At 62.2% G+C, this 17,095-nt stretch carries 10 protein-coding genes; 7 read left to right on the top strand and 3 right to left on the bottom strand.

Annotation, left to right across the window (positions count from 1 at the left end; genetic code table 11):
- Positions 1 to 175: 175 nt before the first annotated feature.
- Both VR863_RS12825 and VR863_RS12820 read right to left on the bottom strand, forming a co-directional pair.
- Positions 176 to 3,250: an SMC family ATPase gene (locus VR863_RS12825; protein ID WP_324828862.1), complete on the bottom strand. Its 3,075-nt coding sequence runs from the start codon at positions 3,248 to 3,250 to the stop codon at positions 176 to 178.
- Positions 3,247 to 4,392, bottom strand: a complete 1,146-nt coding sequence (locus tag VR863_RS12820) for an exonuclease SbcCD subunit D (protein ID WP_324828861.1) — start codon at positions 4,390 to 4,392, stop codon at positions 3,247 to 3,249. Before VR863_RS12820 ends, VR863_RS12825 begins: the two co-directional genes overlap by 4 nt.
- Before the next feature lie 75 nt (positions 4,393 to 4,467).
- On the opposite strand from VR863_RS12820, the gene VR863_RS12815 reads away from it, so the two are divergent.
- Entirely contained in the window at positions 4,468 to 5,241 is a 774-nt protein-coding gene (locus VR863_RS12815; RefSeq protein WP_324828860.1) for a BrxR family transcriptional regulator, read from the top strand.
- A 45-nt stretch (positions 5,242 to 5,286) separates the two neighbouring features.
- Positions 5,287 to 6,753: a DUF6035 family protein gene (locus VR863_RS12810; protein ID WP_324828859.1), complete on the top strand. Its 1,467-nt coding sequence runs from the start codon at positions 5,287 to 5,289 to the stop codon at positions 6,751 to 6,753.
- A gap of 16 nt (positions 6,754 to 6,769) precedes the next feature.
- On the opposite strand, the gene VR863_RS12805 is transcribed toward VR863_RS12810, so the two are convergent.
- Positions 6,770 to 7,432: a hypothetical protein gene (locus VR863_RS12805; protein ID WP_324828858.1), complete on the bottom strand. Its 663-nt coding sequence runs from the start codon at positions 7,430 to 7,432 to the stop codon at positions 6,770 to 6,772.
- Positions 7,433 to 7,949: 517 nt separating this feature from the next.
- On the opposite strand from VR863_RS12805, the gene VR863_RS12800 reads away from it, so the two are divergent.
- The 5 genes from VR863_RS12800 (at position 7,950) to VR863_RS12780 (ending at position 17,078) form a co-directional block, all read left to right on the top strand.
- Positions 7,950 to 9,155 carry a DUF932 domain-containing protein gene (locus tag VR863_RS12800; protein WP_324828857.1) on the top strand — a complete coding sequence of 402 codons (1,206 nt, stop codon included), beginning with the start codon at positions 7,950 to 7,952 and terminating at the stop codon, positions 9,153 to 9,155.
- Between the two features lie 125 nt (positions 9,156 to 9,280).
- A complete protein-coding gene (locus VR863_RS12795; RefSeq protein ID WP_324828856.1) occupies positions 9,281 to 11,344 on the top strand; it encodes a ParB/RepB/Spo0J family partition protein in 2,064 nt (687 codons plus the stop codon).
- Between the two features lie 65 nt (positions 11,345 to 11,409).
- On the top strand, positions 11,410 to 11,637 hold the full coding sequence (locus tag VR863_RS12790; RefSeq protein WP_324828854.1) for a DUF6117 family protein: 228 nt from the start codon (positions 11,410 to 11,412) through the stop codon (positions 11,635 to 11,637).
- A gap of 43 nt (positions 11,638 to 11,680) precedes the next feature.
- On the top strand, positions 11,681 to 16,030 hold the full coding sequence (locus VR863_RS12785) for a strawberry notch family protein (protein WP_324828853.1): 4,350 nt from the start codon (positions 11,681 to 11,683) through the stop codon (positions 16,028 to 16,030).
- 1 nt (position 16,031) lies between these two features.
- Positions 16,032 to 17,078, top strand: coding sequence for a DUF7146 domain-containing protein (locus VR863_RS12780; protein WP_324828852.1), 1,047 nt, complete (start codon positions 16,032 to 16,034; stop codon positions 17,076 to 17,078).
- Positions 17,079 to 17,095 lie beyond the last annotated feature (17 nt).

Below are 17,095 nucleotides of genomic sequence, written 5' to 3'. Positions count from 1 at the left end.
GCGGCATGTTTCGGGATGAGGGCGGCCCGGGGCGTGTCGGTGCGGGGGGCCGGCGCGCCCCATTTTCTTCGGCTTAAGATTGGCGGATGGCCCTCCTTGTGGGGCAACGAAAGTGTGGAATCGAAGCTTCGAAACCCAAGACAACGCCGACGACGTAAATACTTTTGCGCTCCCTTCAGGCCATTCGGATCTCGATCTGGCTGCCGTTGACACCCTTGTGCACGGTGAAACCATTGGGGACTGCCTGCTGGACCAATGGCACATGAGAAATCAGCCCTACGGCGCGTCGCTCACCTACGATGTTCTGGAGGACCTGCAGGACCTGATCCAGCGTGCCAGCGTCGTTTTCAGTGTCGAGGCTGCCAAAGCCCTCGTCGATGAAAATCGTATCCAGCCTTATGGCTCCATTGGACATTTCCACGATGTCAGAAAGCCCCAAAGCCAGCGACAGGGCTGCAATGAAGGTTTCGCCGCCCGACAGGGTAATGATCTCGCGGGCCCGGCCAGTCTCGATGTCGTGAACCCGCACATCGAGACCCCGCTTCGACCGCCCACCGACACTGACTGTGTCGCGTTCGAAACGATATCGACCACCAGTCATGGGATCGAGCCTCAGATTTGCGGCTTCAAGAACCTGATCAAACATCGCGCCAATGGCAAAGGTCTCAAGGGTAGTGCGTAGCTCGTTCTGCCCGTCAAAGGCTTCGGCCAGACCGCGCAGCGAGCCAGAACTTTGCTCGAGATCCTGCAGATTCTTCAATTCATCAGCCAGGCTCGTTTGCAGATCGACGAGCGATTGATGCTTCTGCCGTGCTCCAGCGCTGTTCCTTGCAGCCTCATCGGCTGCTGCCTGCGCTTGAGCACAGTTGAGACGAAATGGCTCCATGCTGGGCCGCTGGGCGCTACCAACGGCATTCCTTGCTGCTGACAGTCGCCCCCGCGCTCCCGCCAGTTCCTTGTCGAATTTGGCAATCGCCTCCTCCAGCTCTCCAATCAATTCGATGTCGGGAATGGCAGAGCGATAGACCGCCTCGGAGATGTCGAGTTCGACGAGGCGACTCTCAAATCCGGCCTGCTTTCTCGCGACCTCGTCCGCGCAATCCTTGAGCGAGACCTGCGCGCTCTGCTTGGCCGCTTCGGCTTTGATCTGCGCGGCTTGGTCACTCTGTTGTTGCGCGATTGCGTCGGCGATCGCCTTCTTGCGCAGATCAAGTTCACCAGTCGTGGCTTCAATCGCGGCCCGCAGCGCAGCAGGGGCCCGCAACTCCTCCGGGACCGACGCGATGCGGTCCGCATAAGCCTGGCGGGCAACGGCTTCGGCAGTCGTTGTTTCGCTCAGAGCGGAATTGGCCTGCTGGAGCTTGGTGGTTGTCGTAAGCTTTCGTTCACGCAGTTCCTCGACTTCCTTCGCGAGAAGCGTAACATCGGCAATTTCACCGAGTTCCTCGATTGCCTCGACAGCTAGCCGATAGTCAGTGTCGATCTCGTCCATGCCGCGCCGGGGCACCGGAAGATCGGAAATTGTTGCCCGGCGCGCCTCCAGGGTTGCTGTTGCCGAACTGACGCGTGATTGCGCCTCGCGATCAAGCTTTGCCGCCGCGATGGAAGCGGACTGGGCGCCTCGCCACGCCTTCTCAAGCAGCGCTGCATCGCCTGCCCCTTGAGCTGGCTGGGGATGATCGGCGGCACCGCAAACCGGGCAGGGCATACCATCTTCCAGTCGCTCAGCGAGGATGCTGGCTTGCGCAGAAATGAATTCATGTTCGCGTGCGGTTTCATCTTCCTCCGCACTACGATGGCGGGCTTGCGCATCCAAAGCGGCTGTCGAGGCTGCTTCGAAATCGGCCTGTGCCTGTTCCGCGGCCTCGCTTGCACGAAGATGGGCACCTGCACTGTCCAGTTCACGCTTCAGCTTGTCTCGCTCACCGATCAATCGCTGCCGCTCGACGGTGTTCCTCTGTGCAACCGCGTGTGAGTAAGACTTCTCATCGAAGCTCTGCTCGGCCTTCTGATGGTCGGAAGCTGCTTGCTCATGCGCCTGCTTGGCTCCGTTCAGCGCACTGAGGGCATTTTCATGCTGCCTGTGCCGCTCTGAAGAATCGACCAGAACCTGCTTGTGCCGATCCAGTTCATCGATCTTCCGGGCTAGGCCATCGAGTTCGCGCTCGCGGGACCGGAGATCATCCAGTTTCACAGTAGCCGCCAATGCAGCGTCGCGTGCCCGCGTTGCCTCTCCCGCGGCTTTGGCCAGTGCAGTTTCGGCTGCGGCATGGCGCGAGCGAGCGTCAGCAAGGCTGTTATCGAGATCTGCCATCCGGCGCGCCAGCTCGGCCTTGGATTTGCGGCCACGCATGGTCTCGAATTCGGTGATTTCGCCTTCGAGCACCTTCAAGGCGGCGTCTGCTGCGTCCACCTCGCCAAACAATCTCTCCTGGGCCTGGGCTGCAGCAAATGCGCTGTTCGCAGCGTTGAGTGCCGCAGTTGTTTCAGCCACAGTCAGTCGGCTCAATTCATATCGATCGAGTGCTGACGCGATGCCGGTGCCGAGTTCATCTGAGCTGGCAAAGCCTTCGGCCTGGAGCCGTTGCCCGTTCAATCGATAGCCATCCTCGATCTCGCGCCGGATGTCCGCAGCATCAGCCTTGAGCTTCTCCGTGAGCCTCCGGTAGAGCGATACGTCAAACAGTTCGCGCAGGATTTCGAGCCGGTCCTTGCTGTTCGAGACCAGGAATCGCTCGAACCGGCCCTGCGGCAGCAGCACAATCTGGCGAAACTGCCGCGCGCCATAGCCAAGCAGCTCTTCAATATGCCTCACAACATCGCTGACTTTGCGTTCGGCGATCGGGGTTCCGCAACAATCCGGACTGACATCGTCGACAGCGATTTCCGACACGTCGAACAGCCATGCCGCATGTGCCTGCATAGTCTGTCCTTCCCCTCGGCTCTTGGGGCGAGCCTGATCGGGGATGCGCCGGACGAAATATCGTTTGTCACCGAGTTCGAATTGCAGGCTGACCTCGGTCAGTAGTGCCTCCGGTGCGAAATCCGAGCGCATCGTGCCGATGCCCTGCTCTTCTTTCGCGCCTTCGCCAAACAGGGCAAAGGCGATCGCGCTGAAGATCGACGACTTACCCGATCCGGTTGGTCCATAGATTCCGAAGAGACCGGCGTCCGTGGCTTCGCGAAAATCGATGGTCTCGACCCCGCCGTAGGGGCCGAAAGCGCTGATGGTCAGTTTGATCGGCCTCACTGCCCTTCCTCCGTTGTCTCGAACGCGTGAAGGGCGGAGGCGACAATCCCTGTCTCCGTCTCTGACAGCGCATCACCGCGGACGAACTCGAGGAAAGTCGAAGCCAGTGTTTGTGGGTCGTCGATTGCCGCCCGCTGTTCTTCGAGGCGCTGTGCGAGGGCCCGCTCATTGCGTTCATAAGCGAGTTGGACCGCATTCGGGTAGAACTCCCGGATCCTTTTCATTGGGTCGATCTGCGGTGTCTCATCGGTCAGAACGACACGCACGAGATCATGGGAAACCCCGGTTGCCGCCAGCAGTTCCAGAAGCCTACCGCGGATGGATCGCACTTGCCGCAGCGGTTTGATGGGCATCACTGCCACCTCGACGCTGCCGTCAGGCGCGAGATCGATCAGACTGACGGACTTTTCCTGACCTTCTTCGTCAAAACCGAAGGCCAGCGGTGCGCCGCAATAGCGGACATGATCTTGCCCCACCGATTGCGGGCGGTGCAGGTGTCCGAGCGCAACATAATGCGCACCGTCGAATGCGCTCGCCGACACCGTTTCGATCCCGCCAACCGTCCGCACTAGAGGACGCTCGCTTTCGCTCGTCGCCGCGCCATCGACGAATGCATGGGCAACGACGACCCAGCGCATATCGTCGCTGACGTGCTTGCGCGCACTGGCCATCTGAGCGCGGATGACATCGGCAGGACAGGCAATTCCGTCGTCTTCAAAGCACAGTCGCGCCGAATATTCGAATGCGAAAGGCAACGCTGAGATCGCCACCGGACCATGGGCGTCAGAGATGATCAACGGCCTTTCGTCTTCATCCAATGGCCCTCGCACGATTGCCTCACCGTCGTTTGCGAGAACGCCCATTGCTCCGATCTGCGCAGCGGAATCATGGTTGCCTGCGATCAGGACGATGGCGGCGTCGGAGGTTGCTCGTACCGTGGTCAGGAATTCGGAAAGCCGTCTGATCGCGCCTTGGGGTGGGTTGGCCCGGTCGAAAATGTCGCCCGCGACGATCACGACGTCCGGACGATGATCATCGATGATCGACAGGATTTGGACGAGGACGTGGTCGTGGTCTTCCTCCAGGCTCAGGCCATGGAACTGACGGCCCAAATGCCAATCACTCGTGTGCAAGATGCGCATTTAACGGTCCTCGAATCTCGATATGTATAAATTTTATATAGACAGTGAGGGGCGAGTCAAGTAGCGTCCGACCCGATGAATGGTTCTGCACTCAAACCGGCGATGCTCGCCCGACTGGTCTATCTCGACCAATGCCTGACGTGGCGCGGGCAAGTGAACCGTAAGGACCTGATAGAGCGCTTCGGTATTTCCTCCCCTCAGGCCGCGATCGATTTCAGGGAGTATCTGGAGCGGGTCGCGGAGCCGAAGCCGACCTATGACACGGTCCGCAAATGCTATGTGGCTGATCGCGAACATGTTGGATTGCCGATCCCTCACGACACCGGCTCGCCCGATGAGCTAATTGCTGGCGCTGCCGAGGACGAGTTCTCGCGCTTGCCGTCGCCGGTGCGGCAGTGTCCGCCTCTCATCATGCGCCAGCTCTATCAAGCAATCGAGCAGCGGTTGAAGATCGAACTCGACTATGTTTCGATGTCGAGCGGGCTGCGCCTGAACCAATGGATCGCCCCCGCTCATTTCGCATCGGACGGTGAGCGATTGCATGTCCGGGCCTGGAGTTTCCATCACCAGGACTGGCGCGACTATCTTCCTGTCCGGGTTCTACCCGAAAGCAGCTTTTCTGTCGTGCCGATCGGAGAAGATCTTCCGCGAGATGCTGATTGGGAAGACCTGATTGAGATCCACCTCAGGCCGCTGAGCGGCCTTTCGGAGGCGCAGAAGGCCGCTGTCCGACTGGAATACGGCTTCACAGAGGATGTCCTGAGCTTTCAGGTTCGAAAGTCGCTGGAGTTTTACATCGAGCGGCGTTGGGGCCTCAACCGACCGGGGGCGAGATTGGAGCGGTGCTAGCTTCTGGCGGGCACGCGGCTGCCCGCCGTCTGTTTGGAGGTGATCATGGTAGGAAATACAACCATTGCCCCGCGCGCATGGGCCGAAGCTGTCACAAAGCCCGAAATTCACGAAGTTCGAAGCCTGAGATCGGGGTTTGTGCTCAACGTCCAGCGTCTGATCCGCGCATTCCGGTACGAAAGGGCAATCTTGCTGCGTCAGGAGCTCAAGTCGCTCGTGAAGAGAGGCGAAGCACGCCTTGTTTGCGCGACTTGCGGTGTTCCTGTCTATCTTGCGTGCAGTACCAGTAAGCGCTTTTTCTTTCGGCATCGGCATGAAGATGGCTCCTGCCCCGCAGTCACCCGCACCAGCCTCTCCGAAGCTGAAATCAGGGCCATGAAATACCGTGGCACGCAGGAAAGCGAGGCGCATAAGCGGATCAAAGCGCTGGTTCTGAGAAGCCTTGCAGCTGATTCTCGATTTGCAGATGTTCTCTGCGAACAGACATGGCGATCAAGCGAAGGCTTATCGGGCTTGCGTCGCCCTGACGTATCTGCCCGGCTCGAGGACCTGCGCATCGCATTTGAAGTGCAGCTCAGCACCACCTTTCTTGATGTCGTGCTGAGCCGCAGAGACTTCTATCGCGCGGAACGTGTTGCACTTGTTTGGGTCCTGCCGAATTTTCATCCCAACTACCGCCGCATGACTGATGACGACATCCTCTTCAGCAACAACTCCAACATTTTCGTGGTTGATGAAAGCACTGCGGCAGCATCAGAGGCAGCCGGCTCATTCACGATAAAGTGCTGGCACCGCAAGCCGGTCATAGAAGGCGGCAAGATTGTTGACGAGTGGGTAGAGCGCTTGGTCAGCTGGGACGAGATCGAGGTTGATGTCGATCTGCAGACTGTCCAGGCATTCGATTATTCGCTCGAGGCGGCCAATCTAGCCGAGAAGATCAAGGCGGCAATGCTTGCCCAAGTCGCCGCCGAACAAGCCGCTCTCGAACAGGCAAAAATCGCGGCAGAAAATGATCTGCGGCAGCAGGTGTTGAGCTTGGTATTCGATGACCAAGTTGATGACGACCTCATGAATCGCCACGACCGATGGCTTGCCCTGAATGCTCGCCTTCTCGAGATCAATTGCGGTCTTGAGGGCAAATATCCGGACTTCATGAAGGTTTGCCGGATCGTCCATCTGATTGAAACTGCGCGGACAGGAAGGCCGGTTGGTTTCAAATACAAGAATCTTGCGGAGATCGGGCATCACATCTTCCATCAGCACCCCGATCTGTTCTTGGCCTACGGCTACTTGTTGCGCGCATTTGGAACGAAGCAAGTTCTTGATCGCGATGATCGGACAGGGAAGCTTGCAGCGAAAATTCGCGAAGAGCGTGCCAATTTCCGAATTGACCAAAGATACACGATGGCCGAGGACGAGGAGCAGCTTTGTTCTTTCCTGTCCCAGGGGGCTTCACGGTCGCCCCGCATGGCAAACGATAATTCTGATCACAATGGTCAGGAGGCGGCCTAGGAAAGCGTCAAGCTTCCTACTGGTCAGCCTCTTTGATTGTGACGCCCGACTGTTCCAACCAGAAGAGGTTCTCTGCCCGTCGCGTTATTGCGGCAAGCGCGTGCGGGTCGCAGTCCTGGAAGAGAGCTTCGGCGAGGGTCATACGCTTGTCGAACGAGACGCGGCCATGGTTAAAGGATGTGTGCCGTAGCAGGATCAACGCCTTGCGCTCGATTGCCCTGGCTTCTTCCGACTGCTTCGAAAACTGTCCAGCTCTGGCTCTCTCGCGCCCATCTTCTACAATCGCCTCGACGAGATCGCTGAATTCATCCTGCCAGGATGCGCTAGCGAAAACGCTGTGAAGCACTCCATCGACCATGAAGCTCGCAACTGTAGCGCCGATTTGCCCGTCATATTTAGAGAACCGGCTTCGGAGCGTCGTCAGATCACCTGGCGAGAGTTCGATGTCATACTCGGCGAGAGCTACTTCTAACTCGCCGCCAAGATTGAAGACCTGCTCCAAGAGATAGATGATACGCGGTGAATGAGCCGCGAGGATTCTGACGGCATCGTCTGCCTCCAGGACTGCTACCGGTGCAGTTGCATCGTCACCAGAATAGATTGACGTTGCGACGACAATGGAACCCGATGCCTCTGCGGCAGACCGGATTGCGTTTGACAGAGCGGAGGCGTCATTCATCGTCAAAGCTGCCCCTGGGAAATGTTGCTGGCTATTGGCTAGCCGAACCGATGGCGTGTGATGCATAGGCTGGCATATCCTACGCATTGGAGAAAGGGAGGAAGTTTCCTCCCTGCATGCAGCCCGCTGAGGGTCTGCATGTTACCCACCTCAGCGGGGGCACCCCGCAACGCCCCGGGAAGCGGAGCGGGGCTGTTGACGCGCTCGGTCCCGTGCGCCGTTCCGGCGCACTCCTGCGGGCGCGGCGTTTGATGTGGGCCCCGCACGCACTCTGCATTCGGCGGGCATGGTGGCATGCGCAGGCTTGGCAAGCCGACAGGCCCCGGCTTGCCGCCTTCACAGAAAGGGTAACAACCACCGCCTCCCTTCAGGGTGCGGTTTCCTGTTTGAGCAATCTCGCTGGCCGCTCGCGCGACTTGGGGTCATGAGCAGGTGAGAGTGAGAGGGTGGCGGGCTTCGCCGTGACGGGATGAGGGTTGGGAGAGAGGCTCCCGGCCGCCCGTCATGGAGGTTTCCCATGAACATGCAGGTTCTCGATGCGCGCCGCGATGTCAGCGGCGGCTACAAAGTCGATGTCTCGCGCGGCTCGCACAATGGCCGCGTCTCCTCGGAATGGTTCTCGCGGCCCGATGACCAGCGATATCTCTCGCTGGACGATCTGGCCCGCTCGGTCCGCGGTCGGTCAGAGCGCAGCCGCACCCGCGTCATCGAAAGCGCGCTGATCCATGTCGAGGCGAACCGGAGCGATCCCGAACGCCTGGCGCTGTTGCTGCCCGGTGCCGATGAGGCCGTCGCGCCGACACACTGGAGCTTCGGCCAGTTGGCCAGCCAGGTCGGTGCCCCGGCCGCCTATCTGCGCCAGCTGCCCGCACCGCTGGCGGCGATCAACTTGCAGTACGGTCTGACCTCGAACCGGACCGAGCAGGTCAAGACGCTCGAGACCGACGACCCCGTCGCCGGGCGCCGTGTCGAGCTGCGCGCGGTCACCGGTCCCGACTATGGCCGCATCTACGATCACGAACTGGTCGATGCGGTGCAGAAGATCGCAGGTAATGGCACGGGTGACACACGCTGGAAGGTGCCCGGCGTGCTCGACTGGTCGACCGGGATCTACAACCCCAACGTCGACATCTCGAAGGACACGACCACGCTCTACGCCTCGGACCGCGACGTGTTCCTGTTCCTGGTCGATGATCTCAACCCGATCGAAGCAGGCCGCCTGCCCGACGGTTCGCCCGATCTGTTCTTCCGCGGATTCTACTGCTGGAACTCCGAGGTCGGGGCGAAGACACTGGGTATGGCGAGCTTCTACCTGCGAGCTGTGTGCCAGAACCGGAACCTGTGGGGCGTGGAGGACTTCGAGGAAATCTCGATCCGGCACAGCAAATATGCCTCCAACCGCTTTGCCCATGAAGCTACGCCTGCGCTCGACAATTTCGCGAACTCATCGCCGCAGCCCTTCATCAACGGGATCAAGGCGGCGCGGGAACGGATCGTAGCCCGTAGCGACGAGGATCGCAGCGATTTCCTGCGCTCTCGCGGCTTCTCCAAGGCCGAGGCCGGGAAGATCATCGAGCGGGTACTCGCAGAGGAAGGCCGTCCGCCCGAATCGATCTTCGATTTCGTGCAGGGGATCACCGCTCTTGCCCGTGACAAGGCGCACCAGGATGCCCGGCTCGACATGGAGGGCAAGGCGAAGAAGCTGCTCGACCGGGTTCACTGAGCCGGACCATCCCGCCAGTTCTCTGGCGCGGCGCTGCCTTCTCAAGAGTGAGAGGGCGGCGCTTCGCTTCGTGACGGGTCGAGGCCGAGAGAGAGGCTCCCGGCGGCCCGTCATGGAGAATTGCCATGACCAAGTCCAAATCTGTCCCCAAGCTCGTGCTCAGTTCCTCGCGCGACATTCCCTTCTCGCAGCTGGTGCTGAGCCAGAAGAATGTGCGCCGCCTCAAGGCCGGTCTCTCGATCGAGGACCTCGCCGAGGACATCTACCGCCGCACCCTGCTCCAGAGCCTCAACGTCCGCGCCATGCTGGACGAGGATGGCAAAGAGACCGGAATGTTCGAGGTCCCGGCCGGCGGCCGCCGCTTTCGCGCGCTCGAACTACTGGTCAAGACCAGGCGGATGGCGAAGGACCAGCCGGTGCCTTGCGTGGTGCGCGAAGCGGGCATCGCCGAAGAAGACTCGCTCGCCGAGAATGTCATGCGCGAAGGCTTGCACCCGCTCGACCAGTTCCGCGCCTTCAGCGCCCTGATCGAGGCGGGCCTTTCCGAAGACGACATTGCGGCGCGGTTCTTCGTCTCGGTCTCGACGGTGAGGCAACGCCTGCGGCTTGCATCGGTCGCACCCAGCCTGCTCGAAATCTATGGCGAGGACGGCATGACGCTCGAACAGCTTATGGCGTTCACCGTCAATGACGACCATGCCCGCCAGGAACAGGTCTGGGAGCAGGTCAAGGACACGCCCTACATCTCCGCGCATCAGATCCGGCGGATGCTGACCGAGGATGCCATCCCGGCGGGTGACCGCCGGGTGCGTTTCATCGGACTCGATGCCTATGTCGAGGCCGGCGGCTATGTCATGCGCGACCTGTTCTCCGAGCAGAACGAGGGCTGGCTGCAGGACCCGGTACTGGTGGAGCAACTGGTCAATGCCAAGCTGGCGACGGCAGCAGAGGAGATCGGTGCCGAAGGCTGGAAATGGGTCGAGGCAGCAATCGATCTGCCCTATGGCTGCGAAAGCGGGAAGCGCCGCATCACCGGCACCACCGTCCCGCTCACCGAGGAGGAGCAGGCGCGGCTCGATGCCCTGGTCGAGAAATATGATGCTATCGGCGAGGAATATCAGGACGGGTCCGACTTGCCCGACGAAGTCGATGCCCGGCTGACCGAGATCGATGAGGAACTCACCGCGCTCAACATCCGCCCGGTCACCTATGATCCCGATGAGCAGGCACGCGCAGGCGTGTTCATCTCGCTCACTCATGACGGGCGGCTACGGATCGATCGCGGCTATGTCCGGCCCGAAGACGAGCCTGTTGCTGATGGCGAGGATGCTCCGCTCTACCGCGAAGGTGTTGAACAGCCCTCCGGCCCGGCGATCAGCGTTGGCGGCCATGCATCCGACGAAGCTGCCGCGGACGAGGAAGACGACGCCATCCGTCCTCTGCCCGACCGGCTCGTCTCCGAACTGACCGCCGTGCGCACCGTCGCGCTTCGCAATGCATTGGCGTGCCACCCGCAAGCCGCCTTCATCGCCGTTCTCCATGCGCTGTACCTGTCAGTGTTCCGCTCGCACGGCACCCACGGCTGCGTGCAGATCGAGGTGACCCAAGCCTGGCTCGGCAATGTTGCACCGAACCTGCGCGAGACTCCTTGGAGCGAGGCGATCCAGGCACGGCATGAGCAATGGGCCGAGCGACTGCCCGACGAGCCTGCTTTGCTGTGGGATGCTCTTGTCGAACTTCCGCAGGACGAGCAGATGGCACTGCTGGCCCATTGCGTGTCGCTCGGGGTCAACGCCCTGTTCGAACCGGTCAAGGGCTACGAAGGCCGGACATCGGCTCATGGTATTCAGCAACGGATCGCTGCCGCCGATGCGCTGGCAACGGTGGTCGGGCTCGACATGGCCGAAGCGGGTTGGACGCCGACGGTCGACAACTACCTCGGCCGCGTCACCAAGCCCCGGATCATCGAGGCCGTGCGCGAAGCCAAGGGCGATGCCACCGCTGTGCTGATCGAGCACCTGAAGAAGGGAGACATGGCGCGCGAAGCCGAACGGCTGCTCGAAGGCACGGGCTGGCTGCCCGAACCGCTGCGACTGCCGGTTGCTGAATCGGATGAAGGTGACTTCGCCGAACTGCCCGCCTTCCTCGACGAGCACGAGCAGGACCCGATGGCGATTGCTGCCGAGTAATCAGACGTGCGGGGCGGCTCCGGTCGTCCCGCCGTCTATCGACATTACCATAAGGAGGAGCCACGATGGCTATCCCTGACTATGCCCGCACCAATTTCGAGACTTTGCTCAAGGCCGCCGAGGCCGGTGACCTTGCACTGATGGAATGCACCGAGGTTGCGAGCGGCGAGACCCGTTACGTGCTCTGCGCCGTCGGCCGCGGCGCTGATGAAGAGGGGGGCGATTACGTGATGACCCCGTTCGGTCATCTCGCTCCCGGCAATCCCTACGAGGCCTATATCCCGCCTGCCTGAGCGCGGCTCCGCCTCACACTTTCTCCCATCGAAGGAAATCATCATGACCAACCCGCCATTGGCGGGCGCCGCCGCGCGTCCGCTTGACCCGACCTGCGCCCAGCAGACTGCCGCCTGCATCATCGCTGCCGCTCAGGACCTTCTCGGCCACCTTGCTGCCGGTCGCCGGATCGACGCCCCCGCTATTCGCACAGCCATGCAGTCAGCCTTCGGGGCGAGCGATGCATCTGGTGCCTGGGACTGGAAGACCGCCTACGAAGCGATCGAGGTCGCGCAGCTGCTGTTCCTGCGGCGCTATGGTCCAGCGATCCATGCAAAGACAGACGACCCGTTCGAGCGGCTCAAGCTGGTCGAACGGATTGCCCGCCTCGCACCCAGCCAGACCCGGCGCAGTGAAGAGATGGTGCAATATCAGCAGTTCTCGACCCCGCTGGGCCTTGCCTGGGTTGCGGGTTTTGCTGCGAACTTCCGGCCCGGTGAACTGGCGCTGGAACCTTCGGCAGGAACTGGACTGCTGTCGGTACAGGCCGAACTGGCTGGCGCTGACCTCGCACTCAACGAGGTCGCCGACACGCGGCTCGCGCTGCTGCGGCATTTGTTCGGCGGCACGAGTGTCACCGCTCATGACGCGGCGCAGATCCACGACCGGCTCGATCCCGGCCTGGTGCCCAGCTGCATCGTGATGAACCCTCCGTTTTCGGCGGCGCTCGGGGTCGACACCCACGTTGCCGATGTCGCCTTTCGGCACATTGCCTCCGCACTGGCCCGGCTTGCCGATGGCGGGCGGCTCGTTGCGATCACGGGCAGCACTTGCGCGCCTGACAATACGACATGGCACGACAGCTTCGTTCGCTTGCAGGAACAGGCGCAAGTGGTGTTCACCGCGCCGATTGCGGGCAGCGTCTATGCCAGCCACGGCACGACATTCGAGACCCGGTTGACGGTGATCACCAAACTGCCTGCCGAAAATCCCGGCGTGGTCCCGCCTTCTCGGGACATGGCAGCCGACCTGCACAGCCTGCTGCAGATGCTGGTCGAAGACCTCCCGCCTCGCGCCCACGTGAGGGCGATGCCGGTTGCGCCATCGGTATCGAGGTCGACAGGCCGCACACAACGCGTGGTCCCGGCAAGGCCCAAGTTCGCCGCAGTTCAGCTTGTCGAACCCACAGGCGTTGCGCTCGACTATGACACTGTCGATTGGGCAGCAACCAGCAACGGCAAGCTGACCGATACACTCTACGAGCCCTATGCGCTGCAATCGATCCGGATCGCGGGCGCACAACCGCATCCAACCCAGCTTGTCCAGTCCGCCGCCATGGCCTCGGTCGCACCGCCCAAGCCGAGCTATCGCCCACATCTGCCCAAAGGTCTGGTCCAGCAAGGGCTGCTCTCCGACGCCCAGCTCGAATCCGTGATCTATGCGGGCGAAGCCCATTCGGCGCATCTGGCTGGAAGCTGGACCGTCGATGCCACTTACGACAAGGTCGGAGCCGCGCCCGACGATTGCGAGACTTCTGTCCGCTTCCGCAAGGGCTGGTTCCTTGGCGACGGCACGGGCGCTGGCAAGGGACGCCAGGTCGCTGGCGTGCTGCTCGACAACTGGCTCAAGGGTCGCCGCCGCGCGGTGTGGATTTCGAAGTCGGACAAACTGCTCGAAGACGCCCAGCGGGACTGGCGGGCGCTCGGCCAGGAGCCCTTGCTGATCCAGCCGCTCGCACGCTTCCGCCAGGGCACGCCGATCCGGCTCGAGCAGGGCATCCTTTTTACGACCTATGCCACGCTACGCTCCGACGCGCGCGAGGGAAGGGTTTCGCGGGTGCAGCAGATCGTGGATTGGCTGGGCACCGACTTCGACGGGGTCATTGTCTTCGACGAGAGCCATGCCATGCAGAATGCCGGTGGCGGCAAGTCCGACAGGGGCGATTCTGCCCCCTCACAGCAAGGCCGTGCCGGGCTGCGTCTACAACATGCGCTGCCCGATGCCCGTGTGCTCTACGTCTCGGCAACCGGCGCAACCACGGTCGAGAACCTCGCCTATGCCCAGCGGCTTGGCCTGTGGGGCGGCGCTGACTTCCCGTTCGACAAGCGCACCGATTTTGTCGCGGCGATTGAGGCTGGCGGGGTTGCTGCCATGGAAGTGCTCGCGCGCGACCTCAAAGCCCTCGGCCTCTACGCCGCCCGTTCGCTGTCTTACGAAGGTGTCGAATACGAACTCGTCGAACACCAGCTGACCCCGGATCAGGTGCGTATCTACGACGCCTATGCCGGAGCCTTCCAGGTCATCCATAACAACCTTGATGCTGCGCTCGAAGCTGCGGGTGTGACCAGCAGCAGCGAGGGCACCTTGAACCGGCAGGCGAAATCGGCGGCACGGTCCGCGTTCGAGAGCGCCAAACAGCGCTTCTTCAACCACCTCATCACCGCGATGAAGACGCCCACCCTGATCGCGGCGATCGAGCAGGGGCTGGTCGATGGTCACGCCGCCGTGGTGCAGATCGTCTCGACCGGCGAAGCCCTGCTCTCGCGCCGTCTTGCCGAAATCGATCCGGGCGAATGGAACGACATCCAGTGCGACGTCACCCCTCGTGAATACGTCCTGGACTATCTCGCGCACAGCTTCCCGACGCAGCTTCATGAGACCTACACCGACGGCGACGGCAACCTCGCCTCGCGCCCGGCCTATGACGGTGATGGTAATGTCATCCAGTGCCTCGAGGCTTGTCAGCGGCGCGACCGGCTGATCGAGCAACTGGCCGCAATGGAGCCAGTGCAAGGCGCGCTCGACCAGATCGTTCAGCGTTTCGGGACCGACATGGTCGCCGAGGTGACGGGGCGCTCGCGCCGGATCGTGCGCAAAGTGGATGCGGGCGGCGAGCGCTTTGCGGTCGAGAACCGGCCCGCCCATGCCAACCTCGCCGAGGCGCAGGCGTTCATGGAGGACAGGAAGCACATCCTCGTCTTCTCCGATGCGGGTGGCACGGGCAGGAGCTACCATGCCGATCTTGGCGGTCGGAACCAGCGGCTGCGGCATCACTATCTGCTAGAAGCCGGGTGGAAGGCCGATACCGCGATCCAGGGGCTCGGGCGCACCAACCGCACCAACCAGGCGCAGCCGCCGCTCTTCCGTCCGGTTGCGACCGACGTTCAGGCGGAGAAGCGCTTCCTCTCGACCATCGCCCGGCGGCTCAACACGCTGGGCGCGATCACCCGCGGCCAACGCCAGACCGGCGGCCAGGGGCTGTTCCGCCCCGAGGACAATCTCGAAAGCCAATATGCACGCGACGCGCTACGCCAGTTCTACCTGCTGATCTACGCGGGCAAGGTCGAGCACTGCTCGCTTTCGACCTTCGAGGACACGACCGGCCTGTCGCTGACCGACGGCAGCGGATGCCTCAAGGACGATCTCCCGCCGATCACCACCTTCCTCAACCGGTTGCTGGCATTGACCATCGCGATGCAGAACGTGCTGTTCACGGTGTTCGAGCAGTTGCTTGCAGCCAAGGTCGAAAGTGCGATGGCCGCCGGCACCTATGACGTGGGTCTCGAAACGCTGGTCGCCGACCGATTTACGGTAACGCGTAGCGAGCCGATCTACACCCACCCCGCCACCGGTGCCAAAACCCGCCTCCTCACCATCGCCATGCGCGAGCGCAATCAGCCGGTGACTCTGGAGAAGGCGCTCGACCTTCTGCGCGAACCCGGAGCGCGGCTGCTGGTCAATGCCCGCTCGAAGCGCGCCGCCGTCCAGCTTCCGGCGCGCAGCCTCATGCTCGATGATGGCGAGGTCGAACGGCGCGTGAGGCTGATCCGGCCGATGGAACGGCTGAACTTTGCGCTGGCTCACCTCGCCGAGACCAATTGGGAGCAGGTGGACGAGGCGAGCTTTGCCGCTGCCTGGACCGACGAGATCGCGCAGGTGCCCGAGTTCACGACCAGCGAACTGCATATCGTCACCGGGTTGCTGCTGCCGATCTGGAAGCGGCTCCCGGAGGAGTCGACCCGCGTTTACCGGCTCCAGACCGACGATGGCACGAGCATCGTCGGGCGCAGGGTCTCACCGGCATGGGCCGCTAGCGCCACGGCCAGCACCGACGCGCCAGACTTGTCGTCGCCGCAGGCAATGGCCTTGCTGCGCGAGGGACATACCGTGCTTGACCTTGCCGATGGGCTGCAATTGCGCCGCTCGCGGCTGATGCAGGTCAATCGGATCGAACTCACGGGCTTTGGCCCCAACGCGGTCGACCGGTTGAAGGCGATGGGGCTGTTCTCCGAGATCATCAGCTGGAAGCTGCGATTGTTCATCCCCGACGATGCGGTGACGGGGAGCCAGGTGCTCGAACGGCTGTTCGCACGCCATCCGCTGGTGCGCATCATCGACCGCAAGGCCGCCTGACATGGGACGCGTTTCCAAACGCGTGGCAGAGCTGTCGGAACGGCTCGCCCAAAATGCCCACGCCGTTTGTTGCCACTACCTCCCCGCCGGAAGGCGTGAGGGCCGCTACTGGATGGTGGGCGATGTCGCCGGAACACCCGGGCGCAGTCTCTATGTCCGTCTGTTCGAGACCGGGCGCGGTGCAGTAGGCAACTGGGTCGATGCCGCCACCGGCGAACATGGCGATCTTGTAGACCTGATCCGGCTCAACCAACGACACGGGCGGCTTGCCGAGACCATCGAGGAGGCCGAGCGCTTCCTGGCATTGCCGCCACCAGCAGACAACGAGCGTGGCCGCTTGCCCGGTCCACCCGCACGTGCAGGGTCACCGACTGCTGCACGGCGGTTGTTCGCAGCTTCGAAGCCGATCATCGGCACGCCCGCTGCCACCTACCTCCAATCGCGCGGCATCATGCATCTCGCTGACCTGCTCGCACTGCGGTTCCACCCGCGTTGCTACTATCGGCCCAATGACGACGATGCACCCGGAACACCTGGCGCATTCCCGGCACTGATAGCCTCGGTGACCGATCACGACGGGGTGCAGACTGGCACCCACCGCACATGGATCGATCCCTCGGGCAGCACCAAGGCAGCCGTCGCATCGCCGCGAAGGGCGATGGGCAATATCCTCGGGGCTGCGATCCGGTTCGGCAAGGGCGGGGACGTCATGGCTGCTGGCGAAGGCATCGAGACCATGCTGTCTGTGCGCGAAGCCTTGCCGACATTTCCACTTGCCGCTGCGACCTCGTCATCGCATCTGGCTGCCATCCTGTTTCCGCCTGACCTCCGCCGCCTCTATGTCGCGCGCGACCGCGATGCTGCCGGGGATGCTGCGTGGGACATCCTGACCGAGCGGGCACAGGCCGCAGGGATCGAACTGTTTCCGCTCATGCCAGCTCTTGGCGACTTCAACGACGATATGCAGCGCGATGGCGTTGATGGGCTGGGCCAGCGCCTGATCGCCCAGTTGCACGACGCCGACCGGGCCAGATTTCTTCGTCGCTGAGTTTGGCCGGGACGGGA

This window comes from Qipengyuania zhejiangensis (genome assembly GCF_035607565.1).
Lineage (GTDB): Bacteria > Pseudomonadota > Alphaproteobacteria > Sphingomonadales > Sphingomonadaceae > Qipengyuania > Qipengyuania zhejiangensis.
Note: the sequence above shows the minus strand (reverse complement) of the source record. Positions and strands in the feature narration are given on the sequence as shown.